Origin of the sequence: Candidatus Seongchinamella marina (assembly GCF_026262685.1) — a bacterium.
Taxonomy (GTDB): Bacteria; Pseudomonadota; Gammaproteobacteria; order Pseudomonadales; family Halieaceae; genus Halioglobus; species Halioglobus marinus.
On sequence record NZ_SHNP01000004.1, the window covers coordinates 281,267 to 306,511 of the forward strand.

The window sequence follows — 25,245 nt, forward strand, 5'->3', positions numbered from 1 at the left end:
GTGTAAGGCGCCGTTGATTCAGATCAACGTCCGGCAGTGCCGATACTGTTATCGTCACTGTCAATATATTCGAGAGCTTTATCCCCCGATGAACACCGTGCACTCCGACCTTGTCGCTTCTGCCGCCGTAGCCACAAGACATCAGGCCGACATGAATCTGGCTAAAAAATATGCCAGCCAAGGCCCTCGTTATACTTCCTACCCCACCGCTCCCCAGTTTCGCCGGGACTTCCCGATGCAACAGTACCGCGACTGGCAAAACAGTGATGGTGATCATAAACGTGCACCACTGTCGCTTTACCTGCACGTGCCATTTTGCAGCGATATCTGCTACTACTGTGCCTGCAATAAAATCGTAACGCGTAAAAAAAATGTCGCCCAGCAGTACCTGAAAAGTCTGCAGCATGAAATTATTTTGCAGTCTGAGCTGGTTGGCGATCAGCGACCCATCACCCAGATGCACTGGGGTGGCGGCACGCCCACTTACCTGGATCACGCCCAAATCACTGAGCTGATGCACCTGTTGGCGAGCCACTTTCGCCTTCTGGACAAGGGGTACCGCGAGTACTCTATTGAAATTGATCCAAGAACTGTTGAGAACAGCACCATCGCGTTGCTAAAAGGCGTCGGCTTTAACCGAATCAGCCTTGGCATTCAGGACTTTGATCCGCTGGTGCAAAAAACGGTCAACCGAGTTCAGTCCTACCCACAAATTGCGTCACTGGTCGATTGCATTCGCGCTCACAATTATCGATCTTTGAGTTTTGACCTGATCTATGGGCTGCCACACCAGGACCGCCATACCATGACTGAAACGCTAGGCAAGGTCATTTCTCTGCACCCGGATCGCATAGCCTGCTATAACTATGCTCACTTGCCGGAACGCTTCAGCAGCCAGCGAGCCATCGATCGGTTAAGTCTGCCAGAACCAAACGAAAAGCTGCTGCTGCATGAAATCATCAGCCACACTCTGCAGGATGCTGGCTACCTTCATATTGGCATGGACCACTATGTAATGCCGCAAGATGAGTTGGCCGTTGCCCAGGGAGAGGGACGTTTGCAGCGCAACTTTCAGGGCTACTCCCTCCACATGGCCGATGACTTATTGGGGCTTGGAGTCTCCTCTATCAGCCAGATTGGCGATTTCTACCTCCAAAACGAGCGCGAACTGGACGCTTACTACCAATTACTGGATGCAGGCGCGCTGCCTGTGACCCGGGGTTGCCGCGTCAACGATGATGACAAGTTACGTCGACACATCATCATGACACTGATATCAGAGCTGAAACTGGATATCAGTGATTGCAACCGTCAATTCGGTATCGACTTTAGTCACATATTCCAGCGACAGCTGGATCAACTGGCGCCAATGGTCGCCGATCAATTACTGGAGATTTCGGAAAACACGATCAGTGTGACCAAGCGCGGGAGACCCTTCTTGCGAAATATATGTATGCTTTTTGACGCATATTTGGGCACCCATAAAGGTGATGAATCTGCGCCTAAGTTCTCAGCAACTGTATGAATTTGGCACAGAAATCGAATTACAGAATGATGGAAAAATCGTCTATAATTTCGAAGCATTGCAAGGAGAAGCAAATGACGATTCATCTCACACGGGCCCAGGATACGGCCTCCAACCCCTGCACTCATGACTATCAGGTTAATTGCGGGAACTGTCGCCTAAACAGCATCTGCCTACCCCTGGCATTAGAGAGCGATGATATCCAGCAGCTGGACGACATCATCCAGCGAAGCAAACCCTTGCAAAAGCACCAGCACCTGTACCGGGAAAGTGACGATTTTCAATCGGTGTACGCCGTCCGCTCTGGAACTATTAAGGCCTATAAGACGACAGACGATGGTCAAGAACAGGTCACCGGTTTTTATTTTCCAGGGGAGATACTTGGCATGGACGGCATTAGCAACAATGCGCACGCGTCTTCTGCCAAAGCGCTGGAGACCGCTGCCGTTTGCGAGATTCCCTTCGCTTCACTCGAAAAACTCAGCACCTTGATGCCCAACCTTCAGCGCCACTTTTTCAAACTTCTGAGCCGCGAAATCACCGAAGATCAACAATTGATCACGCTGCTGAGTAAAAATTCTGCAGATGAGCGCGTTGCTGCACTCATGCTCAGTATCTCGGGCCGCAACGCCCGGCGCAAACTCAGCGCCACCCAGTTTCGCTTACCTATGTCCCGAGTCGACATAGGTAACTATCTCGGGTTAACCGTTGAAACGGTCTCCCGGGTCTTTAGCCGAATGCAAAAAATGGATGTTTTACGCGTAGACAATAAAGAAATTGAAATCCTGAATCCTCAAGGTTTGCAGGACATGGCGAATCTTGGCAGCTAAAGGCAGGCTCGCCATTAACGCACGCCTTAAACATTCACTTACATTAATTTCTTCAGCCCAACGTACATCAAAGCGAATTGACCTGCTCAAACTGAAATGTCATTGCGCCGCAAACAGAATCGCTTTTGGGGAAACCACATTATAATGATTCAGCACACCTTCGGCTTGTTAGTGAAACCCGGCTCAGGGTATGGCAGAGCGGTCTATTCCCATGGATGATCCAGCGTACGGCCGCAGCCTTGATAATTACGGTCATTAAGTTGAACTTGCACATTGTAAGGAAACTGGTCGCCCTTCATCGTATCGATACACGCGCTCTCAATGACGGTGACATTAATGCTGTCGTCATCGTCTTGAGACAAATAATGCAATTGCTCGCGACCTTCAGTGGTCTGGACATTGCTGAACATGATTTTAGTCGCACCGTAATCTCCGACAAAAAGCAGGTGCTGATCACCGCGCACCTCCAAATGCCACCCTGGCTCATTGCCTACCGCACGAAAATCCACACCGCGCCGTCTGGCATCTTCCCAGGGCGCGCGGACATGATTGATCTGGCAATTTGCATAGCGGACTCCCGCTGCGCTAAAAATCACCTGGTCTCCCTTCGACCAGAAGACGACATCACCCTCCTGGTATTTTGTGCCTGAGGCGGCACGCACCTGTGACAGAATCAGGTAGCGATCTTCAAACCACAAGGCCATTTCTCCTGGCCCTACCCTCGTAATGAATTCTGCATCGTCGCACTCATACACCATTGTCTTGGCCGTGGGGCGGGCATCAGGCTGAAAATCGTCAATTGCACTTGCTGTCACAGCCGGGTCTGTTCCTATCGCACAGGCCGCTATGGAGATGGCCAGAAGCAGTAGCAAAGTTCTTTTCATGGTTTCAATCCCTCCAGATTGACTCTAAGCCTAAGGTGTGCTCAACGAACACCAGCTAAAGGCATGGGTGAAAAAGCGACTAGTCAGGCATAGCAGCGACAAATCGGACGCCGACAAACATAATCAGCCCGCAGGCTCCATCGCCGCTAAAAACTCGAGATAATAAGCCTGCACCTCCAAGGGTGACTCGACCTGAGGGTAATGCCCGATCGCAGGCAAGCGTCTGATAAAGTGTTCACCACCGACAAGCTCCTCAAAGCGCGCCACCATGTGCTCACCTGAAACGGGATCAACACTGCCGTTGATAAGTCCGATGGGACAACAGGCCTGCTGAAGCGCAAGCAGCCAGCGCTCGCGATTGATTCGTCTGTCAGTCATAGAATGAATTAAACGATGCAGATTCCGTTGGCCATTATCAAGGGTGAATAAATCCCAAAATGCATTGAGCTCTTCGTCACTGGTGGGGGTGTCTGGGCCAAAGACCCGGTCAAAGGATTTCCGCATGCTCGCCTTACTAAATGCATGACGAACCAGAAAACCCAAACGGCCCAATAGCAAACGCTGTACTAGCAGTGCATTGTGCGTTTCTGGAAACAAGCCACCATTGAGAAAAAGACAGGACAGCCAGCGGCCTGCCCCCTGCTGCACATTTTGCCTCGCCAGCATTTCCTGCGCTACGGTATCGCCATAGTCGTGGGCCAACACATGGAACTCGTGCAGATTAAGATGACTCACCAAAGCCTCGCACAAATCAGCCTGCTCTACGATACGGTAATCATGAGGGCATGGCTTAGCGCTGAACCCAAAGCCCAACATGTCCATAGCCACCAAACGGTAGTGCTTGTTCAGCTCAGGCCAAATCTTCCACCAGTCCCAGCTGGCAGTAGGAAAGCCATGTATCAGCACAATAGTACCGCGAGGACTTTCAGTGGGGTGTTCGTCAATGTAAAACAAGTTGTGCCCAAGCAGTTCAACTTGCTGCCCTCTAGCTCGCCACTCTTCTATTTGTATCAAACTGATATCCCTTGCGTAAATACTGAACCAACCGTGATGCTCACTCTACCATTATAGAGGCGCCTTGGTGCCTGTCAGTTAATGAAGCGACTGCATCGATTTATCGTTCAAACGGCCAGATCGCAACAGCAACGAGGCCGGTCGGTTTTAAGCACCGTTTATGGACAACCTATGGACAACGAGAATCCTTCCCGGAGATGTCTCCGTACCTTATAGGCAATCAGGAGAACATCATCATGCAAAAATTTATCGTCAATTGCTGGGACGCGGTTATGAATAGCGCCCACAATCCGCTGCGCAATCTCGACCTCGCATCGCAGCATTATTTTATGCAGGTCCTGGGATGGATGTGGAGTATGGTATTTAGCCTAACCTTCTTCTCTATTTTTCACTTTGGGTTGACCTGGATGGCACACTTATTGGTTTTCGGGGGCATTGCCATGACGGTGGCCCTGTTTAAGGAGGCTGAGGCAGATACTGCCCGCCAAGCGATTATCAGTAATGATTTTTCTCACGCCTCAAACTGCATATGGAAGCTTGACAGCGAAGCTTAAACCCAAATCCTAGTCGCTCCAGATTAATCCGGGGCCGTCCAGACTTGGTTCTGGGAGGCCCTTTTTTTTATTGAGGTAACACATGCCCAGATACGCCATCGTTATATCACTCTTCACTCTGTTTGCTTTTGGACTTCCACTGTGGGGCATGCAGAACAACAAATATACATCAGAGGACAATCACGGATGCTCCGGCGAGTGCTATGAGGCTTGGGTTGCGCAAACAGGCGGTGTGGTAGCCCTCGAAACAGCCTCTGCTCAAGCCCGAGCGGAGGCTTCGCCGGAAAAACTGGGTGAACAAGCGTACATCGGATGCATTGCCTGCCACGGTGCCAAGGGTGAGGGTGGCATTGGTCCAATGTTGGCCGGACAGAGTGCGACCGAGATCGCTGCTAAATTGCTCCAATATAAGGCGGGCGAAACACGCGGGAAGCAAAGTTCCTTAATGTGGAGCCAAGCAGGCCTCCTCAGCGACCAGGATATCGACAACATCGGCGCGTTCGTGGAGAGTCTGTAGCAGCGAGTTCCCCGCTGATGATGCAGCGCAATCCAACTGCCCTTCAAAAGCGTAATAACTAGCATGAACCCACCAAACGCCCACGTCCGCCCCGCAGCGCTTTTTTATGATGGTCGCTGCTCTATTTGCACGAAAGAAATGGACCGACTAGGGAGAATGAAAAACGAAGGTCTTGAGCTGATAGATATCCATGCAATGGAGCCTGACCCAGACTTGCCAGCTCCAGATTCGCTTCTGCGGGTGCTACATCTGCGCACGTCAGGCGGCTTGTTCCTGAAGGGTGTGGACGCTAATGTGGCCGCTTGGAGTTTTACGCGCATCGGGCCTCTTTTCAAGTGGATGCAGTGGCCTATTATTGCACCCGTTTTCAACATTTTTTACACCCGCTGGGCCCGCTGGCGGTATGACCGTCTGTACAGTCAGACTTGTTCCGCAAGGGAGACTTAGCGAGATGCGCCTTGATGGCAAGAGTCTGGCCGAGATGGCCAGCCGTCAGAGGGCCGCGTTGGTCAATTCCTTATCGGGCTTCAAATCTGCGAACTTGATCGGTACAACTGCCGCCTCGAGTCAAGATAACCTGTCTATAGTGAGCTCAGTCGTCCACCTTGGGTCCCACCCGCCACTTCTGGCTTTGGTGGTGCGACCAGGGGGTGATGAAAGGCACACACTCGCCAACATCCTCGCAACGCAGCAATACAGCATCAACCACGTCACTCATGACATTGTTGAGGCAGCGCATCAAACAGCAGCTCGCTACCCCCAGCACATCAGTGAGTTTGAGGCCACTGGCCTCACGCCTGAGTGGTGGCCCGGCTTCAATGCTCCGCTGGTTTCAGAGGCCTCGGTGAAGTTGGCTATGCAGTTGCGTGAGCATCAGGAGTTAGCCATTAACGGTACGCATTTGGTCATCGGTGAGGTCATTGGGCTGGAGGTCCCTGACCAGAGCATTAATCATGATTTTTCACTGGATTTAATCGCCACAGGGACGACGGCTTTGTCCGGACTCGACAGCTATCACAGCGTGCAGCTTGAGAAGAAAATGGCCTATGCCAAGCCAGACGTCCCTCCCAGAACGGTGCTCTGAGTGGAAGCTCTTAAGCAGCGGAAAAAGAATCTGAGACGGCTTCTCAGCTACCACGGTGCTCTATTGCTCTGCGTCTTTAGCGCCTTGTTTGGTACTGGAGCTGCATTGGGTGACAGTGAAGCCCTGCCAGCCCCACATTACCAAGCCACTACTGCCAGTCCAGACGGCATAGGCAAGGTCTTCATGGGACGTGAGATCTCCCATGTCATGGGACATAGAGGCGCTAACTGGCTCGAAAGACCACAACGGGTGCAGGAAGAGCGAACGGACCTGCTCATGGAGTCCCTTAACCTGAACCCCTCTGATGTCGTGGTCGATCTAGGCGCCGGAACCGGCTACTTTAGTTTTCCGATGGCGACGAAGGTGCCGGATGGTAAAGTGCTCGCCGTCGATATTCAGCCAGAGATGCTGGCGATTATCGAGCATCGAACCGCCAACTACGGCGTCCCCAATGTAGAAACCGTGCTCGCAAGCGAATGTGATCCCTCGCTGGAGGCAAGCTCTGCCGATGTCGTATTACTGGTAGACGCGTACCATGAATTTTCTTGCCCTTTGGAAGTGATGGCCGGGGTCGTCGCCTCACTGAAACCAGGCGGCAGAGTTTTACTGGTCGAATACCGAGGAGAGGATCCCACTATTGGCATTAAGCCGCTACACACAATGACCCTGGCGCAGGCAGAAAAGGAAATGGCGGCTGTTGGCCTTGCGCTTACGTCTGTCTCAGACGAGTTACCCAAGCAGCACTTAATGACCTTCCAAAAAAAAGAGCACGTGATTGACTAGCGCTTCTGGTGGCTAAGCCTGTCCCTCGCAATAGGCTTCGATACGGTCAAACGCTGGTCGTAAAATAGTGATCGGCTGAGCAAGAGATACTCTGACATAATGTTCGGTGCAATCACCAAAACCGATGCCAGGCAGTACTGAGACACCCTGCTCTGCCAACAAATTCTCGGCGAACGCTAAGCCGTTTGTGCCGGCCAGGTCTACGTGTATCATTACAAACATACCTGCCGCTGGCACGTCGCAGGATAGCCCCAAAATGCCCCCGACGCGTTCACAGACATAATTACGCCGCTGCCTGTATTCCTCGCGAACGCCATTAATGTACTCCTCGTCATTCACCAGGGCATGCGCGGCAGCGTCCTGAACAAACTGGCAACAACCGAAAATCGTCGACGACGTAAAAGCTAATAGACGATCGGCAACTTTTTCCGGTGCTACTGTCCACCCCAATCGCCAGCCTGTCATTGCATGCGACTTGGACATGCCGTCAACGATAATCACATTGTCCAAACTCTGGGCCGCCTTGCGCAACGAGATGTGCTCACCATCAAAGGTGATCATCGAGTAGACCTCGTCACACACCAACCAAATATTCCGCTCCAAACAGAAAGCTGCCAGCTCCTGCAATTTTGCAGCGGGGATAATATTACCTGCAGGATTCCCCGGCGTGTTGATGAACACCAGCCTGGTGGTATCAGTAACGGCCGCCTTAACGCTTGCGAGGTCGAACGTGAAACCCGAATCCACGTCTAACGGCACACCGATTTTGTTGAGCGCCAGGGATTTAAATATGCCGTCGTAACCGACGTACATCGGCTCCATAACGACGATGTCATCGCCGGTATCCAGCAGACAAGCTAGCACCGAATAAATCGCATTAGTCGCTCCCGGGTATATCACCACCTCATCCGGATCGCAGGGTTTGCCAGAGGCTCGCAACTCTATATCGGCTATAATTTCACGTAAGCCCAATTCACCGCGACCGGGCGCATAGTGAGTGCGCCCCTTCTCCAGACTATCGATAGCGGCTCGAATCGTCGTGGGAAGCGTAGCCAGGTCCGGGTCACCTACCGATAACAGATACACGTCTTCGCCATTGCTTTGACGTTCTAGTGCTTCGTCGTGCACTGCCCATACGGGCGAATCGTCTCCTTCTAAACGAGTCGACATTGCACTGAAATGTGCTTCGAAGCTAGAGTTCATCTCGCCGGCCTCTTTATCATAAATTTCATTGCAGAAAATCCTCTTCCCGCGCTTCAATCACCGTGGGGCCGGCAAAGTCCTGAGACGCGACAAGTGCCGCTTCGAGCTCTGACAGTGAGGTTACTTGCACAGCACGACAACCGTAACCTTGGGCGATAGCCAAAAAGTCTGGTGTGTGAATATCACAGGCAATCGGCTTCATTCCCGCAGCGTCAAAATTTTGCGCGATCATTTCGTAGCGTTCGTTATTCCAGACCACGACAGCTACCGACAACTCTGCTTCGACCGCCGTGGATAATTCGTTAATCGTGAATTGCAGTCCACCGTCTCCGATCAAGGCGATTACCGGAGTCTCTGGTAAACCCAGGCGAGCACCAAATGCAGCAGGCAGTGCATAACCCAAGGTGCCATAGCCAGTTGCGGCACTGGCAAAACGCCTTGGTTGTGGCGCGTGATACTGAGCGGCTGCGAAGTAAGCAGGCTGAGTAGAATCCCCCATGACTGCAGCACCCGGGAGAGCTCGCTGTAAAGTATCGAGAAAAACCTGATAGTCACTGGAGTCAAGAGCTTTGAGCTGGTCGTTGACAGCAGCAGTGCGCTCTTGACCGTTGCGTCTGGTCGACTGCAGCAGGGGTAGCAAAGCAGTGATGGCAAGCTCAGCATCAGCACAGATCGCAAGCTCTGGCCTGGCATTTCGACTGAGCTGTGCGCTATCAATATCCACTCGAATGAGCGACCCTCCCAATGAAAATCCCCCATCAAAAAAGAAATCATAGTCGGTTTCACTGAACTCTGTGCCAATGCCCAGAACGACGTCCGCATCGTGATAAAGATCACGCACCGGCTTGTAAGAAGGGCTTGAAGCCACCAATAAAGGATGCCCAGGCGGTATCACTCCTTTTGCATTATGAGTGAGTGTTACTGGAGCATCGACCCGTTCCACCAGCTCTTGAATACTGGTGAAGGCATCCGCGCTGCCTCCGCCCAGGGCGATAACGGGCCGCTTGGCACTTTGCAGCAAAACGGCAGCCCGCTGCAGGGCGTCCAAATTAGCTGCGGGTCTGGTCGGCAGAGACCAGGGTTTAATATCGACAGTATCAGCGGCAGCAGTGATCACATCAATTGGGATGGACAGATGCACGGGGCCAGGGCGCTGGCTACTAAAGATAGAAAATGCTCGGGCCAACACTTCCGGAAGCTGATCAGGGCTCATTAGTGTATGGCTCCAAACGCTGCACTGGGTCATGGCAGCCGCTAGGTTTTCAGTGTCGTGCAGACGACCCTGACCCAAGCCCAGCTGAGCGCGAGCATTATCAGCTGAGATCACCAGCATGGGTACGGAGTCCTGCAGGGCCTGTCCCATGGCGGTCGCTATATTTAGCGCGCCCGGGCCAGAAACAGTGAAGCAAGCCGCGGGCTTGCCGGTGACCCGTGCATAGCCATCTGCCATAAAACCACCTCCCTGCTCATGACGAGGCGTCACGTGGCGGATCCCGGTTTTTGGTAATCCTCTGTAAAGCTCAATGGTATGAGTGCCCGGTATACCGAAAGCAACTTCGATACCATAGGCCTCCAACGCCTGAACCAAGACTTCGCCGCAGGTGATCATCTCACCATTCTCCCATTGTTATCGAATATTTGAATTTTTATAATCAAGGCTTCTGACGCGCATCCTCCCATGACATGTGAAAAAAATCGAGCAAACCCCGGGGTTTCTCATCCTAGCCAGTGATAGGACTCTCTTTTCGCCAACTCTCTTTTTAATTATCGATCACATACGTAGCGGCTCGCAAGCCATTCAATTCTGCGGTGCTTGATAACACGCTGTCACGGGCGTCATAATGATTTTTCAGAATACGCCGATACAGCAGTAATCGACCACACAGGCACTCACAAATGCAGCAAACGCATGAAACCATCAGTTCTGGCAACTGGCCTGACCGATTGATACGAATATTCGGCGATGTAAGACCCGGCGAAGGCCGCATGGTTCTGATGATGTTTTTGAACGTCTATTTTTTGTTAATGGCATACTACATTTTAAAGACCGTGCGTGAACCGCTAATCCTTGCTACTGGCGGTGCAGAGCTAAAATCCTATGCTGCGGCATTTCAGGCCATTGTGCTCGTCGCCTATGTTCCCTTCTATGGCTGGCTCGCCGGCCGTCTTCCACGTCAAAAGCTACTCGTTTATGTTGTTCTTGGGTTTGCTGTCTGCATCGTGCTGTTTGCAGGCGCCCTGTCAATGAAAGTACCGTACATTGGTTTCGCGTTTTACGTATTCCTTGGTATTTTTAGTGTCAGCATGATCGCCCAGTTCTGGTCTTATGCCAACGAACTGTATAACAGAGATACTGGTGAAAGACTCTTTCCATTGATTGCAGTTGGCTCAACCGCCGGCGGACCGGTTGGTGCGGCAGTGGCGGGCTGGCTTTATGGCTCAGGCGTAAGTTCTGTCACCATGATGCATATCGCTGCGAGCCTGCTGCTCGTCCATCTGGCGCTTTACGCCTTGATTATGCACTCTTCATCCACACGTACTGCTATCGAGCAGGAATCAAAACCCCTGACCAACAGCAGTGGCTTTGCACTGGTATTCAAGAGTCGCTATTTGATACTGATTGCCGGGCTGCTGGTCTTGTTAAATGTGGTCAACACAACCGGTGAATATATTCTTAGCCGAGTTGTACTGGATTATGCGGTGGAGCTAGCAGCGGGCAAGGCCGACTTCGATACAGAGGCGTTTATTGGAAAGTTTTATGGCCAATTTTTCTTTTGGGTCAATGTTGCAACTATCGTAATCCAGGCTTTACTTGTCTCCAGACTAGTGAAGTTTTTCGGCATAGCCGGCGTTTTGTTCGCCCTTCCCATCATCGCCTTGGGAACCTATGCATTGCCCTTGCTCGGGGCCAGCGTGATGGTATTCATCGCGACTAAACTCGCCGAAAACTCAACCGATTACTCTGTCATGAATACAGCTAAGCAAATGCTGTGGCTGCAAACCACTCCCGATGAAAAGTACAAAGCCAAACAGGCTATAGATACCTTCTTCGTGCGCGCTGGTGATGTCATCGCCGCCGCACTGGTGTTTGTGGGCACTCAGTTTATTGGCCTGGATTTACTTGGCTTTTCTGCAGTAAACGTTGCCATGATTTTGATTTGGATGGTGGTCGCACACCGACTGCTGCAACAGTACAAACTCCAGTCTCAGGCCAGTAATGATCACTGATGCTGGCCAAGGTAAGCCAGTTTGTCCGCTTAACCTGAAGGCCTGGCTGGCACCTCTGAGAGTACGAATCCAGGCCTGCCAAATACCGTTAATGGGCCGAAGAAAGTCAACCCATGCCGCCCCAGGCTCGCGGCATCTGCATGTTCAAGCGTTCAAGGCCGCCATTGATACCGAGAATATCGCCGGTAACGTAGCTTGCAGCAGGAGAGCATAAATACACTGCACCAAGCGCTATATCTTCAACTTCTCCTAGCCTTCCCATGGGCGTCAGCTCGACCATAGTTTGCTCCACTTCTTGTGTCAGCACTGTATTGAGTGCGTCGGTGCGGGTAGAGCCTACCGCGATCGCATTAACCCTAATTCGGGGGGCAAATTCCTGCGCCAATTCGCGTGTTAACAGGCTTAATGCTCCCTTAGCCGTACCATAGGCCGAAAAGCAGGGGGTAGGTTTCTCCCCAGCGACAGAGGAAATATTCAGAATAGCGCCGTCTTGCTTCTCAGCCAGGTAAGGCGCACAAAGCCGAGAAAGTTCAAACGCTGTTGTCACATTAAACCGCATCGCAGCCTCAAACTCTTTTGCTGAAGTTTGCAGCATCGGTTTGGGCAGAAAACCACCCGCGTTATTGACCAAAATATCAATACGACCAAACCGAGCAATCGTGGCCTCTACCAGGGAAGCCAACTGTTCAAAGTCCAATACATCTGTAGGCATCACCAGTGATTCGCGGCCTAGCAGGGTGATCTCATCAGCCACCCCGTTCAAATCCGCTTTTGTCCTTGCAGCCAGCACAATATTCGCCCCCGCCTCGGCCAGAGCCAGCGCTATGCCCGCCCCTATGCCCTTGCCAGCGCCGGTAATGACCGCCACTTTGCCGTCCAGCCTGAACCTGTCCATCACGCCCATAATCTTATAACCCCATGTCACACAACATTGTTATCACTCCCGCAATTGCAGGGGTTCGGTAATGCGATTGGCCTCGATCGCATCATCGCAAAAAGGCATACGTACCCATTCTTTGCGCGAATAGAGTTCACTCTGATCGCTGTAATATGGCGACTCCGGGTTTATCGATTGGGAGGTTGTAATGATTGCATCCGCAATCGGACAGTCACTCTCATCCCAGGTCACTGTCTGGATATAGGAGTTACCACCGCCGATCGTACGATAGCCACCATCAGACAAGCCAGAGCTTATTGCACCGAACACGCCCATACCGCCATCACCTCCGTGTATGGGCACATCGATTCCATTGCGCAGCAGTACCTGTACTTCTCCCCACGGCGCATCAAAAGCAACGTTAGCGGCATCCAATGCATTTGCCGCTGTCGTTAACGCGCTAAGAATCCGCTCACGGTTCACTTCCAGCGACAGGTCGAAGCCTTTGGGAGTCTCCAATGCCCTGGTCGGATCGAAGTCTTCAAACCAGAGTGATTGATCTGTCACAGCATTTTCAAAGGCAGCACCGCCGGCAGAAATTGCTTTCCAGAATTCGGTAAAGACTTGAGTGCCACGACTGTCAATGTTGGCCAGACGATCCCATTGCGACAGCACGTCACAGGCTCTTTTCCCGCCGGGTGGCGGAAAGATTTCTGGCCATGCAGTTTCTGTACACACAGTAAGCACATCATCCAACGTCAAATCGGCAGCAAACACCCGGTTAGCGTACATCAACTGCTGCAAACTGCTGAGCGTAAACCCCGGGCTGGCGTCAAATCCGTCCGTCCCTTCCAGCCTTTGGCCAACCATCTCATGAGTAATTTGAGTTCTCAGGTTTTGTTGTTGCCCCTCATGGCCGATAAAGCCCATAGTCGTAGGGAAGCCCTCCAGTGGCTGTTCAGGGTTACTAAGCCAGTAGCTGTCATTGCTATTGGCAGCATATTCGGTAGTGAAAAAACTGGGCAAACTAGCAAAGCCGAATAGTCCAGAGTCTTGCGGAGCATCCGCATCGGCTCCCCACTGGCAGTCACTGCGAGTGCCGTCCAGCGCTAAAATCGCGTTATTAGTGAGTGAACGCACCACAGCATTAATGCCGACAATACACTCCTCCATTTTTTTCTCGGTCACATTGGGAATAGCCGAAATTTCTCCGTAGAAAGCATCGCCATTGCGGTCAGCGGCCAAGGAGTGGAACAACGGGTTACCTATCACTTTAAGCGCATCGGCAAACTCTCCGACAGTGGAGGATTTGCCCACATTCACCCACATTTCAATGCCGCGGAGATTTTCCAAATTAGCATCCCGCAATGCATACACAGTGCCCTGGGGTGTGGGCCAACCGTCAAACAGGCTGGCGAACTCGGGGGCGATGCCCCCTGCCGTTGAGGCCAGACTCACAATCAGACCGTATTCCCAGTGGTAAAACGTATGTGTTCTCTCTTCGAAGCTACCATCGGGCATTGCGACTTTGATGGTCACTTCCTCAGGCACAATATCCTTGAACTCCCCGTCTACTTGGTACTGCAAAGGATCGTCAGGATTGAGTTTCAACTCAAACAGGGTAAACCGGCTAGCAAAGCTCACGGTATGGGTCCAGGCCATATCCTTGTTAAAGCCAATTGCAATCTTGGGGAATCCCTTGAGTGCAGCGCCCATAGCATCATATTCACCAGGAATCGTCAGGTGTACCTGATACCACGAACCCACACCAAACCATGGTTGGTGTGGATTACCCAGCAGCATGCCACTGCCTGTCTGGGTCGCGTCTCGCCCCAGCGCAATTGCATTACTACCCTTGTCTGCATTGGCAAAAGCTCGCTGTAAATCGGCAGCAGACACAGGGGCTGGCATTGCAGAAGCGCCAGCTTGCCCGGGACCTTTAGCATCCAAAATGGCTGCTCTGACAATGCCCTGGTCGGTACTGCCCTGCAGCTGAATACGTCGGAAGTACTTCCAAAGATCGACCGCATTGATTTCCCGCACCCAGTCTGCACCGCGGCAGTCGGGGTCAGTTTCCGGCAAATTGTCTACTCCCGTTTCTCGCAGATAACGGTTGTAGCCGGCGGCATATCCCGCTACGAGATCAAGGATGTACTGAGGTTGTTGGCTGAGGTACCGCTCTTCCAGTTGTCCATCGGAATTATTGTTAACCAGGCTAAAAACAAAATCTGTACTCTCGCTGCCGCCCGCCTCGCCAAAAAATTCCAGAGACTGCCCGCTGGCACGAATAATTTCCTCCATCAGCATGCAGTAGTTATCCTCGGCGAAGACATAGCCATGGCCATAACCCAAACTGCCCCAATCCTCTGCAACGATGTGCGGTACACCATACTCGGTTCGGGTTAGCGTTGCGTCGTAGGAAAATTCCTCCACAGGGGGTTCAGTGATCGTATCGTCTGGCGACGTGTCCCTGTCACTGTCGCTGTCGCTGCAGCCCATCAAGCCAACGGATAGAACCAGTAAAAGCAACTGAAGTTGGGTTTTCATCATTATGGATCCACTCTTTACTCTATTTGATGGGGCCCTGTAAGCCGACCTGCATCGGCCCGACCCGTCCGCTTGTATATTGCCATGCTAGCAGCGCACGGAACCACTAACTGATGACCAAATTACCTGAGAGATGCCCACCGCACACGCTATGTCCAAGTTAGTGCGATAGTTTAAACTCAGGTCTCGATTTCAAAGCACTGGCAATAACACCCGTATGAAACTATCCGTTCTAGACCAATCATTGGCAAGGCACGCCGATGACGCCGCAACCGCATTGCAAGAAACACTGACCATGGCCCGTTGGTGCGAGGAGCTGGGCTACGAACGTTTTTGGGTCTCGGAACACCATGCTTTTCGCACAGTCGCAGGTAGCGCTCCGGAAGTGCTCCTTGCCGCGATTGGCGCCGCCACCAACACTATTAGAATAGGCTCTGGCGGGATTATGCTCCCGCACTACAGCCCCTATAAAATTGCCGAAGTTTTTTCAGTACTGGCGAACCTCTACCCGGGCCGAATAGACCTGGGCATCGGGCGCGCACCCGGGGCAGATATGACCACCGCTATGGCCCTGGCCACCGATGGTAGGCCTAAATTTGACCGATTTCCCGAACTCACCACCAAACTGGGAGAATATCTCTGGAGCGAAAATACCCAACCCCTGGTCAGTCCCAAACCGCCACCCGGGCTGCCTCTTTGGATGCTGGGTTCCAGTCCCGACAGTGCTGTGTTGGCTGCCAGCAAAGGACTACCCTACAACCTGGGGCTTTTTATTAACCCGCAGGCAGACAATCGATTGATTAGCCTGTACAAGCAGAATTTTCAGCCCAGCGAGCTGCAACCCGCCCCTCACGCGATTCTAACAATCAGCGTTTTCTGCGCCGAGGATGAAGAGCGAGCCCTAGCATTACAGTTGGCATACGATCTGAACTTGTTCCGGTTTTTCAGCGGCCAAAGCGATGGCAAATCACTCACCCCGCAAGAGGCCTGCGCCTACCCATTAGGGCCGCGTGAAGAAGCGTTTATGAGGAGCCGCGCGCCCAGTAGGGCTGTAGGAACTCCTGAACAGGTTTGGCAACAAATCAGCCAACTGGCTCAGCAGCACGATGCGGATGAAATTATGGCGGTGACTAATATGTATTACTTCGAAGATCGCCGCCGTTCCTTTGAACTACTGATCAAACATCGTTGATACGGCAAAACACTGAGCATAAGCTCCCTCACCTGCAGCGATCACTGATCAGGGCTTGCGCGCTTTTTTTGACATAGCGCAGGCGCTGGCTGCACCTGAAAAAAAACTAGTCGATATAAAGAGTGCCAGACACTATTGCACCTCCGCTAACAATGCCGGTGGTTTTTTATACTCTTGCCGCTTACGCAGCCACTCAAGGGAAACTAACATCAGCCATGCATAAATCGTCACTCCGAGAAATAGCCCTATCCTGATTACTGACGCCTTATAAGGGTCTTTACCATTTGCCGTATCCTCTACCGCAGGACCGATAAAAATAAACAAGGTGACCATCACATTTTGCCAAAAACTCTGGCTAAACCGACTTTCCAGAACCGCGTAGAACTTGGCGACAAAATACATGCTAAATACCAGCGTCCAAAGAAAATACATCCAGAGATTGGGCGCCAGCTTGAGGCAGCACCAAAAAAGGATTGCCACTATTCCCGCCATGCAGGTCGAGCCCAGTAACTCTCTGCCTGCGTGCCTTGCATCGGTTTCGGTAGCCTGCTGCCCCAAGGCAACCGATTTCATAATAATGGGAGCGTAGGCGGTAGGGTTGTAAAGTACGAGTAAATAGCTGGGGAAAATAATAAGGGTAGCGCGCAACGCCAGCCAACTGGACTGCAATCGTTCAGGAGGAGCAGGTGGCGCCGGAGCCGCGTCATCTTCTGGAAATAAGGGATAGACAATCCATTGACAAATCACAGCAATGGCAACGTTGAGCAGAAGAGCGGATATCACCATCATCGCTATACCGTGACCTAGAAGGCCCAGCGCAGAAATCAAGGTAATTCCAACCGTAAGAAACACGCCCACCGGGCCTTTACCCATGTTGAGCGACAGGTAATTGGCAAAGAATAGCCCCATTAGCACCAGCATCAGTGCCGTCATGGGGTAATAGGTCAGCAGCGGAATCAACAACAAGCCAGTGCTAAGAATCATGCCCAGAATCAGAATCAAGCCTATTAAGCCCTTAAACCCCATCGGTGGCTTAGGGGCGGCACCCAACATGAAGGCAAAGAGCGGCGCTATGTAGGGCATGGTATTGGCCATGCCATAACTGACCGCCAAAGAAAGCGCCACGGTCAGGCTCAGCCTGAATACCCGCTTGGCACCGATATGCATCACCAGTGCTCCTCTGCCTAGTATGCGTAAGACATTATGCTCATGAAGCGGATGTAGACCTTACCCAATATCCGCGTTATCCAGGCGCCTTCAGCGTAAGCCATAACAGACGCCTGCCCACCCATTCTCAATTGAGTCATCAAGTCTTCTTGCTTTACATCGAACGTAACGACGACAGGAAAACGTTGCGAGGCACGCAGCCAGTCTCGGTTATTATCAATCGTGGGCAGTGTCCCCGGTTGAGTTGAGCCTCCTGCGCTTACCCCCAACCCTATATTGTCTATTTTTCCATCAAACACCCGGCCCGGCAGTGAATCAAACAGGATTTCTACCGGCGTACCCGCCACGATATTACCGAGGTTATTCTCTGTAAATTCGGCCTGGATCCAAACATCGTTCAAGGATATCAGCGTTATGACAGCCTGCCCCGCGCCGGCAAAAGCGCCTACATCTGCGCGCAAGTCAGTAATTTCTCCGCGATCAGTGGCTGTCACTAGCGTGTTGTCGAGGTCTAACTGCGCCTTATTCACACCCGTGCGCGCGATCGCCAAAATGGTATTTTCTTCTTCGCTGGAGTCACCACCTTTGGCATCAATCGCCTGTTTGATCGCAGCCTCCGACGCTGACACTGCGGCTTTCGATTGATCCAGATTTGCCCTGGAAACCTCAAGGCGTCGCGTAGAAATTGTCCCCGGGTCTTCTTTGTACAGGCGTTCTAGTCGATTGGTATCTTTTTGCGATTTCTCGAGGTTGGCCAGTGATGCACGTAAATTCGCTCTGGCAGCGTCGACCCCCGCATCGCCGGCCTCAACCTGTCTCAGGGCATTGTTATAGTCGGAGAGGGCCTTGGCCAAGGCAATCTCATACTGGGAGGTATCGACCTGAAAAAGTGCCGCCCCGGCTTCCACTCGCATATTGTTTTTCACATACACCTCGGTGATGACTCCCGAAACCTTAGGAGCAGCGCCAATCACATAACCCTGCACACGTGCCTGCGTTGTATAGGGGGTGTACCTGTCTGCAGCCAAATACCAGGTCAGACTTAGAATAATCACCAGACCGATCGCGAGTCCGCCCCGCTTAACCGCTTCGGGCGCTTGACTGGCGGCGACCTCGGCCTCCGGTTTCTCAGGGCTATCCGCTGTTACTTCTGAGTCGCTCATAGTATTTCAGCCTTTAAATTATTGTTCAGCAAGCGGTACGGGGTCATTGAGCATGCCATTCCAATCTGTGCGCTCTTGCATAATGTCGCGAATTTCCTGCGGTACAAGATCTTCGGGGCCTGCAGGCTGCCAGCCACCGCCCAGCGCTTTATAAAAGGCAATAACGCCACTGATGTGTGCACCCTGGTTTGCGACATAGGCAGAGGAGCGTGCTGCCCTCGCCTGCTGCGCCGACAACACCCGCTGAAAATCGGAGTAACCCTCCTGATAACGTTTGGTCGACAACACCAGGGAACGGTCAGCCGCTTTCAGCGCTTCAGCCAGTAATAATTGTTGTTCCTTGGTCTTAACCACGCTGATCGCAGCGTCATCAATTTCTGAGGCCGCCGCCAGTACCGTTAGCTGATAACCTTCAATAGCCTGCTGCAGGCGCGCGTCCTGCACTCGCACACTGTTCTCGATTCTGTCGTAGTTAAACAGGTTCCAGCTAAAACTGGGGCCGATGCCAGTCGATAGGGTATCAGTGGTGGCATTGAGAGAATTACCCGACCACCCGATAGTGCCAAACAAGGAAACTGAGGGGTAAAGGTCAGCCTTGGCAACACCGATCTGGGCCGACTGGGCCGCTACACTCCAGGCCGCCGTCCGCACATCGGGGCGGCGCATTAATAAAGCTGCCGGAAATGCATCAATAAACACAGGGTTCAGAGTCGGCAAGCCTTGCGCGACATCCTCCAACTCTGGCATATCTCCGGGGGAGCGGCCCAAAAGCACACTAAGCGCATTCTCAACCTGGCGCAAACTAATCTCCAGGTCCGGTATGCTCGACAAGGTGGCCAGGTACTGGGTGCGCGCTTGCTGTACGTCCAGTTCTGCCGACTGCCCGCTTTCAAACAAATTGTTGGTAATCTCCAGGCTACGCTCTTGCAGCTCGGCGTTTTCTTTGGAAATTTCAATCTGATTGGCGATGGTAAGGTAACTGTAGTAAGCCTGTGCAACCTGGGCTGCCATGAGAACCTGGGCGTTTTGTTGGTTAGTTAACGAGGCGAAGAAGGCTGCATCAGCAGACTCTATACTGCGACGATAGCGCCCCCAGAAATCCATCTCCCAGCCCACGTTGAAGCCCACGTTATAGCTATTGAGATCGGAATGGTCGCCAGAACTGCGACCCTCGGTGGGCCAATTGTCAACGCGGGCCCAGGAGCCATTAGCTTGCTGAACTTGAGGGTATTGACTGCCGGTAGCGATACCCAACAATGCCCTGCTTTCCAGAACAGCCAGGCCAGCAAGGCGGAGAGAAGGGTTCTCTGTGCGCGCCGTATCTATAAGGCCGTTGAGTGTAGCGTCGTTAAACGCCTGCCACCAAAACTGGAGGTCCTCCTCTTCTGTGGGAGAAGACAGCACCTGACCGTAGAGATCAGTTTCCCAGTCTTGCAGCCAACTGACCTCAGGCTCCTGGTAATCTGGGCCAAGATTAGTACATGCCTGCAAGGCAAGCGTGGCGCAAGTGGCCGCCAACGCCCTCCTCAGGCAGGTCATTCCGCAGCGTCGTCTGCGACTGGCATAGTTTCCAATTCTTCTTCATGCTCGGCAACCCATTGCATGAATATCTGGTAACCGACGGCGAGCACAACTGCACCAATGAACAAGCCGATGAAACCGGCTGAAATCATGCCACCCAATGCGCCGATTAGAATCACCGGCATTGGTGCATCGACACCCCGACCGAGGAGCAATGGCTTTAAAACATTGTCGGCCAGACCCGAAACCAAAATCACCACCGTCCAGAATGTATTCATTGTGGCTCCCGCGTCACCTCCGTTCCATACCCAGATAATCACCGGGATTCCAACCAACATAGCGGGCAGCTGCACGATCGCCAGCATCATAATGATGAGCGCCAAAAGGCCTGCAGCCGGGACACCAATTAGAATAAATATCAGGCCCATCAAAACGGCCTGAATAACCGCTACGCCAAGCACGCCAACGGCGACCGAACGCGTCGTCATGGTCGCAAGGTTGTGCATTTTAGGGCCCTGTTCAGGGCCGGCAATGCGACTAAAAATAGTCAGCGTCGCTCCACTACCGCCATGACCAAAAGCCATCATAATGCCCGCCAGGATAAACGCAGCCATGAACAAACCAATACCGCCGGCAGTACTTTTGGCAACAGCCAATCCAGATTTGATGACGGATTCGATAGTCGCCTTATTATCCGCCAAAAATTTCGGAAGATTATTGGCAGCTTCCTGCCACGCGCTGTAAACATTTTTTCCAATAACAGGCCAATTCTCTACTGATGCATTAGGCTCGGGAAGCGCTAACGTACCCGCCTCGTAGGCGTGGTGGATATCAGTGAGTTGACTCGCTAAAGATGAGCTCAGCTTCACCGCGGGGTAGCCCAGAAGCAGCAAGCCTGCCAGTACCATAACCGTTGCAGCTCGCCCCTGATTGCCACCAAATTTTGATGCCAGTTTCTGGTGCAGAGGAAAAAGAGTCATTCCCAAAATCAATGCCCACAGCATCAAATTCAAAAACGGGTTGAACACTCGGAAGCAAAGCACGACCAAGATAAGGACAATACCGACACGTATCATTACATCAGTAAATTCATTCGCGGTCATTGCATGTGACTCGCTCGTATTATTATTCATAGTAACCCCAAAATTCGATTGCTGAACCAACGGCTTGCGACCGAAAGAGTAGCACAATGATGTGCATTTGTTAGCTTTTGCTAGTGCGTTAGCAGCGCTGGAGTTGCAATGGCTTATCTGCCTCCAATCTATAACTCTATACCGGAGCTCTTTCGTCCAGCCACAAAAAAAGGCCTTACCCGCCGACCGGTAAGACCTTTACGCATTTCACCAATCGCTAGAGAGTGCCGCGCTCCCTGGCCATGTCGAGCGCCAGGTCTTCGATCATATCTTCCTGACCGCCTACGGTCCGCCGACGTCCCAGTTCCACCAAAATATCCCGGCTCGACAAGTTGTATTTCTCCGCGGACCGTTTCGCAAACAACAAAAATGAAGAGTAGACCCCCGCGTAACCCAGAGTCAGGGCATCGCGGTCGATTCTCACCACGTGATCCATCATGGGTGTGATCAAATCCTCGGCTATATCCATTGCCTTGAAAGTGTCAACACCGGTTTCGATTCCCATGCGGTCGCAGACAGCAATAAAAACTTCCAGCGGCGTATTCCCAGCGCCCGCCCCCAAACCTGCCATCGAACCATCAATGCGATTTGCGCCCGCTGCAACTGCAGCAATAGAGTTGGCCACACCCATCGCCATGTTGTGATGACCGTGAAAACCAAGTTCTGTTTCAGGCTTTAACTCGGCGCGAGCCAGTGCAACCCTGGCGGTGACATCTTCAGGCAGCATGTAGCCAGCCGAGTCAGTGATGTACACGCAGTTTGCGCCGAACTCCTCCATCAATTTTAGCTGAATAAGCAACTCTTCAGGCTCGATCATATGAGCCATCATCAAAAAACCCACTGTATCCAGGCCATTCATAGTGGTGGCCATCTTGATATGCTGCTCGGAGACGTCCGCTTCAGTGCAGTGCGTTGCCACACGAATAGTGGAAATTCCGCAGTCTACCGCCATTTTCAAATGATCGACTGTTCCAATACCAGGCAATAGCAGCGCAGAAATCTTACTGTTTTTCATTTCTTTGCAAACAGCGGTCAGGTACTCCTCGTCTGAAGCTGCAGGAAAACCATAGTTCACAGAAGCACCGCCCAGGCCATCGCCATGTGTCACTTCGATCAGCGGCACGCCAGCCGCGTCCAACGCCTTTGATACGTTGACCATTTCATCGACACTAATCTGGTGCATTTTTGGGTGCATGCCATCACGCAGACACATATCGTGGACGGTGATTTTTTTGCCTTTAAGATTCATTATTTTTCTCTCGTTTTTGCTCGACGTCATTCCCGTTAACAAAGAAACAACTGATGGCGTTAGGCCGCAGTGGGCACGAAATTACCAGCTAATATCTCTTCGGCGTACATTTCTGCCGTGCGCAATCCGGCTGCAGTCATAATATCCAGATTGCCAGCATACTTTGGCAAAAAGTCACCCAGGCCTTCCACCTCCATATAAATGGACACGCGTTTACCGTCGAATACTGGACCGTTTTTCAAGGTGTAGCCCGGCACATATTTTTGCACTTCTACAATCATGTCGTGGACAGATTGAGTAATCGCCGCCTGGTCCGGCTCATCCACGGTCAGGCAGTGCACGGTATCGCGCATGATCAAAGGAGGCTCTGCCGGGTTAATAACAATTATGGCTTTGCCACTATCGGCACCACCGACACTTTCAATGCCATTGGAGGTTGTGCGGGTGAATTCATCGATATTTTTACGCGTGCCCGGACCTGCAGACTTTGAGCTCACAGTAGCGACGATTTCACCATAAGAGACTTTTTGCACCCGGCTAACAGCAGCTACCAGGGGTATAGTCGCCTGGCCGCCGCAGGTGACCATATTCACATTCATCGCCTTTTCGGCAACCGCTTCGCGCAGATTCACTGGAGGCACACAAAATGGACCAATGGCGGCTGGAGTCAGGTCAATCATCACGGCTCCCTGCTCGTTAACCTTGCGGCTATTCTCTGCGTGAACATAGGCTGAAGTCGCGTCAAAACAGATTTGTACACCATCCTCTCTCATCGTAGGCAGCATGCCATCCACGCCATCGGAAGTGGTTTTCAAACCCAGCTCAGTGGCCCGCGCAAGTCCGGGGGAATCGGGGTCGACTCCAACCATCCAAACAGGTTCCACCCAATCGCTGCGCATTGCCTTTACCAACAGGTCAGTGCCAATATTTCCGGGGCCGATAATAGCCACCTTGATCTTGTCGTTCATATTACTCCTTCATCACTCTCACTTTGTGAGAGCAACTGGCTATTAAACAAATGTACAGCTGCAACCACCCACACCTTCGATTTCCAAACTCATCCTGTCACCGGCGACCACCGGAATCAGAGGCGCCAGAGAACCGGAGAGAATCAATTCGCCAGCCTTGAATGGAATACCAAACTCGCCCAAGGTGTTAGCCAGCCAGGCAACGGCGGTCAAGGGGTTTCCCTGCACTGCGCTACCCAGGCCCTCGGCATGCAGTTCATCGTTCTTGTAAATTCTCATTTTCAGGTTAGGCAGATCATAGTCCCTCGGCTCGACTTCATTTTTGCCCAATACGTAAACACCACAGGAAGCGTTATCAGCCACAGTGTCCTGAATTTTGATTTTCCAATCTTCAATACGGGAGTCGACAATTTCAAAGCAGGGGATAATCGTTTCTGTGGCATCCAGCACATCGGCTTCAGTCACACCCGGGCCCACAAGATCTTTCTTCAGTCGAAACGCAATCTCACCCTCGGCACGCGGGGAAATCAAATGACCGGCAATCGGGATATCGGCCATGTCCGGATAGGCCATGGCGTCGGTGAGAAAGCCGAAATCAGGCTGAAATACGCCCAACATTTCCTGCACAGGCTTGCTGGTTACGCCAATTTTTTTGCCGACCACCTGCTCACCATCGCCTTCCACCCGACGGCTCAGCATTCTCAAACTGATATGGTAGGCATCTTCTATAGTGATGCCAATTTCGCGGTCGGTGAGCGGTGTAAGAGTGCGAAAGTCACGCAACGCCTGGTACAACTCATCGCCGAGGCGCTTTATTAGCTGGGAATCCATCATAGTGGTACATACCCGAAGGGAGAGGCGTAATTTTACACCCCTGCAGCCATTTTATGGTTTAAATTACTGGTTGATCAGCCGTTCTGCAGGAAATCCACACAGGCCCGATTGAACATCGCCTCATGTTCGACCATGACCCAATGGCCGCATTCATTAACCAAAATGGTGCGCATATGCTTGATATTCTTGACCATGGCCATGATCCCTTCCTCAGGCATCATCTTTTCATCCATACCCCAGAAGCCCAGCGTGGGGCATTGAATCTCGGGCAACCGATCTACCAGCACTGGCACCTGCATGGTAGCCATTACATGACCATTCATGATCTGCATGATTTGCATACGTTCCGCCACCAACTCCTCAGTGGCGTGCTCGGGGTTGAACATCAAGCCCGTCGCAAACAGGTCTTTCATCACTTGGGGTGTCACTGGCTCGCCAGAGCCGAATACCTGAAAAACCTTCTGCATGCCCGGCATTTTCTGGTACTCAGCAAGCTCACTGAGACCACCTGGGGCCATTAAAATCAATTTCTCAACCAGATCGGGATAATCCAACGCCAGGCCAAATGCGATCGCGCCACCCAGGGAATTACCAACAAGGGTGCATCTTTCGACCTCCGCACAATCGAGCGTTTGCTTGATACATTCCACGAAAAACGAAAGCGGATGATCGACGTCATCAGGCTTATCCGAAAACCCATAACCCACGTGATCCGGAACGATACAACGATAACCCGCTGCTACAAGCGCGGGGTAGTTACCCTTGAAGTTTGAGTGGCCGCTGGCGCCCGGGCCTGATCCATGAAGAAAAACCACAGCCTCGCCCTGACCCTCGTCGAGATAGTGCATTTTGTAGCCGTTAGCACAGTTAGCGTAGTTGCCTTCGGGCAGCAGACCGACCTTTCCCATCGTCATTCTTCCTTAATTTTCCACGTTGACAGTCCTCCGTGCAGGCTTACTCCTGCACGGCGCC

At 52.2% G+C, this 25,245-nt stretch carries 23 protein-coding genes; 9 read left to right on the forward strand and 14 right to left on the reverse strand.

Features of this window, described 5'->3' with window-relative positions; genetic code table 11:
- Nucleotides 1-88 precede the first annotated feature (88 nt).
- Both hemN and fnr read left to right on the forward strand, forming a co-directional pair.
- Nucleotides 89-1,525 carry an oxygen-independent coproporphyrinogen III oxidase gene (hemN, locus tag EYC87_RS12635; protein ID WP_279253204.1) on the forward strand — a complete coding sequence of 479 codons (1,437 nt, stop codon included), beginning with the start codon at nucleotides 89-91 and terminating at the stop codon, nucleotides 1,523-1,525.
- A gap of 74 nt (nucleotides 1,526-1,599) precedes the next feature.
- The gene (fnr, locus tag EYC87_RS12640; protein WP_279253205.1) at nucleotides 1,600-2,355 is read left to right on the forward strand and encodes a fumarate/nitrate reduction transcriptional regulator Fnr; all 756 of its coding nucleotides are present in this window, start codon (nucleotides 1,600-1,602) and stop codon (nucleotides 2,353-2,355) included.
- Between the two features lie 203 nt (nucleotides 2,356-2,558).
- On the opposite strand, the gene EYC87_RS12645 is transcribed toward fnr, so the two are convergent.
- Together EYC87_RS12645 and EYC87_RS12650 are read right to left on the reverse strand one after the other, a co-directional pair.
- Nucleotides 2,559-3,239: a COG3650 family protein gene (locus EYC87_RS12645; RefSeq protein WP_279253206.1), complete on the reverse strand. Its 681-nt coding sequence runs from the start codon at nucleotides 3,237-3,239 to the stop codon at nucleotides 2,559-2,561.
- A gap of 123 nt (nucleotides 3,240-3,362) precedes the next feature.
- Entirely contained in the window at nucleotides 3,363-4,253 is an 891-nt protein-coding gene (locus tag EYC87_RS12650; RefSeq protein ID WP_279253207.1) for an alpha/beta fold hydrolase, read from the reverse strand.
- Nucleotides 4,254-4,489: 236 nt separating this feature from the next.
- Here EYC87_RS12650 and EYC87_RS12655 point away from each other — a divergent pair, with 236 nt between their 5' ends.
- From EYC87_RS12655 to EYC87_RS12675, 5 genes are all read left to right on the forward strand, one after another.
- Nucleotides 4,490-4,807 (forward strand): hypothetical protein, encoded by a 318-nt coding sequence (locus tag EYC87_RS12655; RefSeq protein ID WP_279253208.1) that lies wholly within the window; start codon nucleotides 4,490-4,492, stop codon nucleotides 4,805-4,807.
- Between the two features lie 82 nt (nucleotides 4,808-4,889).
- Entirely contained in the window at nucleotides 4,890-5,324 is a 435-nt protein-coding gene (locus tag EYC87_RS12660; RefSeq protein WP_279253209.1) for a c-type cytochrome, read from the forward strand.
- A gap of 63 nt (nucleotides 5,325-5,387) precedes the next feature.
- Nucleotides 5,388-5,771 carry a thiol-disulfide oxidoreductase DCC family protein gene (locus EYC87_RS12665; RefSeq protein WP_279253210.1) on the forward strand — a complete coding sequence of 128 codons (384 nt, stop codon included), beginning with the start codon at nucleotides 5,388-5,390 and terminating at the stop codon, nucleotides 5,769-5,771.
- A 4-nt stretch (nucleotides 5,772-5,775) separates the two neighbouring features.
- Entirely contained in the window at nucleotides 5,776-6,408 is a 633-nt protein-coding gene (locus tag EYC87_RS12670) for a flavin reductase family protein (protein WP_007228456.1), read from the forward strand.
- Nucleotides 6,409-7,191 (forward strand): class I SAM-dependent methyltransferase, encoded by a 783-nt coding sequence (locus EYC87_RS12675; RefSeq protein WP_279253211.1) that lies wholly within the window; start codon nucleotides 6,409-6,411, stop codon nucleotides 7,189-7,191.
- Between the two features lie 12 nt (nucleotides 7,192-7,203).
- Here EYC87_RS12675 and EYC87_RS12680 read toward each other — a convergent pair whose 3' ends face one another.
- Nucleotides 7,204-8,394: a pyridoxal phosphate-dependent aminotransferase gene (locus tag EYC87_RS12680; RefSeq protein WP_279253212.1), complete on the reverse strand. Its 1,191-nt coding sequence runs from the start codon at nucleotides 8,392-8,394 to the stop codon at nucleotides 7,204-7,206.
- A 25-nt stretch (nucleotides 8,395-8,419) separates the two neighbouring features.
- The gene (locus EYC87_RS12685) at nucleotides 8,420-10,003 is read right to left on the reverse strand and encodes a 5-guanidino-2-oxopentanoate decarboxylase (protein ID WP_007228575.1); all 1,584 of its coding nucleotides are present in this window, start codon (nucleotides 10,001-10,003) and stop codon (nucleotides 8,420-8,422) included.
- Nucleotides 10,004-10,290: 287 nt separating this feature from the next.
- Between EYC87_RS12685 and EYC87_RS12690 the strand changes: the two genes are divergently transcribed.
- Nucleotides 10,291-11,622 (forward strand): NTP/NDP exchange transporter, encoded by a 1,332-nt coding sequence (locus tag EYC87_RS12690; RefSeq protein ID WP_279253213.1) that lies wholly within the window; start codon nucleotides 10,291-10,293, stop codon nucleotides 11,620-11,622.
- Nucleotides 11,623-11,728: 106 nt separating this feature from the next.
- On the opposite strand, the gene EYC87_RS12695 is transcribed toward EYC87_RS12690, so the two are convergent.
- Together EYC87_RS12695 and EYC87_RS12700 are read right to left on the reverse strand one after the other, a co-directional pair.
- On the reverse strand, nucleotides 11,729-12,517 hold the full coding sequence (locus EYC87_RS12695) for a glucose 1-dehydrogenase (protein ID WP_279253375.1): 789 nt from the start codon (nucleotides 12,515-12,517) through the stop codon (nucleotides 11,729-11,731).
- 42 nt (nucleotides 12,518-12,559) lie between these two features.
- Entirely contained in the window at nucleotides 12,560-15,049 is a 2,490-nt protein-coding gene (locus tag EYC87_RS12700; protein ID WP_279253214.1) for a penicillin acylase family protein, read from the reverse strand.
- A 214-nt stretch (nucleotides 15,050-15,263) separates the two neighbouring features.
- Between EYC87_RS12700 and EYC87_RS12705 the strand changes: the two genes are divergently transcribed.
- The gene (locus tag EYC87_RS12705; RefSeq protein ID WP_279253215.1) at nucleotides 15,264-16,238 is read left to right on the forward strand and encodes an LLM class flavin-dependent oxidoreductase; all 975 of its coding nucleotides are present in this window, start codon (nucleotides 15,264-15,266) and stop codon (nucleotides 16,236-16,238) included.
- Between the two features lie 132 nt (nucleotides 16,239-16,370).
- Here EYC87_RS12705 and EYC87_RS12710 read toward each other — a convergent pair whose 3' ends face one another.
- The 8 genes from EYC87_RS12710 to EYC87_RS12745 form a co-directional block, all read right to left on the reverse strand.
- The gene (locus tag EYC87_RS12710; RefSeq protein WP_279253376.1) at nucleotides 16,371-17,405 is read right to left on the reverse strand and encodes a DUF2955 domain-containing protein; all 1,035 of its coding nucleotides are present in this window, start codon (nucleotides 17,403-17,405) and stop codon (nucleotides 16,371-16,373) included.
- 17 nt (nucleotides 17,406-17,422) lie between these two features.
- Nucleotides 17,423-18,568 carry an HlyD family secretion protein gene (locus EYC87_RS12715; protein ID WP_279253216.1) on the reverse strand — a complete coding sequence of 382 codons (1,146 nt, stop codon included), beginning with the start codon at nucleotides 18,566-18,568 and terminating at the stop codon, nucleotides 17,423-17,425.
- Nucleotides 18,569-18,586: 18 nt separating this feature from the next.
- Nucleotides 18,587-20,086, reverse strand: coding sequence for a TolC family protein (locus EYC87_RS12720; RefSeq protein WP_279253217.1), 1,500 nt, complete (start codon nucleotides 20,084-20,086; stop codon nucleotides 18,587-18,589).
- 17 nt (nucleotides 20,087-20,103) lie between these two features.
- Nucleotides 20,104-21,222, reverse strand: coding sequence for an AI-2E family transporter (locus tag EYC87_RS12725; RefSeq protein WP_279253218.1), 1,119 nt, complete (start codon nucleotides 21,220-21,222; stop codon nucleotides 20,104-20,106).
- A 217-nt stretch (nucleotides 21,223-21,439) separates the two neighbouring features.
- On the reverse strand, nucleotides 21,440-22,471 hold the full coding sequence (gene dmpG, locus EYC87_RS12730; RefSeq protein ID WP_040540835.1) for a 4-hydroxy-2-oxovalerate aldolase: 1,032 nt from the start codon (nucleotides 22,469-22,471) through the stop codon (nucleotides 21,440-21,442).
- Between the two features lie 59 nt (nucleotides 22,472-22,530).
- Entirely contained in the window at nucleotides 22,531-23,439 is a 909-nt protein-coding gene (locus EYC87_RS12735) for an acetaldehyde dehydrogenase (acetylating) (RefSeq protein ID WP_007228647.1), read from the reverse strand.
- 42 nt (nucleotides 23,440-23,481) lie between these two features.
- On the reverse strand, nucleotides 23,482-24,273 hold the full coding sequence (locus EYC87_RS12740; RefSeq protein WP_479723013.1) for a fumarylacetoacetate hydrolase family protein: 792 nt from the start codon (nucleotides 24,271-24,273) through the stop codon (nucleotides 23,482-23,484).
- A 74-nt stretch (nucleotides 24,274-24,347) separates the two neighbouring features.
- Nucleotides 24,348-25,181 carry an alpha/beta fold hydrolase gene (locus EYC87_RS12745; RefSeq protein ID WP_279253219.1) on the reverse strand — a complete coding sequence of 278 codons (834 nt, stop codon included), beginning with the start codon at nucleotides 25,179-25,181 and terminating at the stop codon, nucleotides 24,348-24,350.
- Nucleotides 25,182-25,245 lie beyond the last annotated feature (64 nt).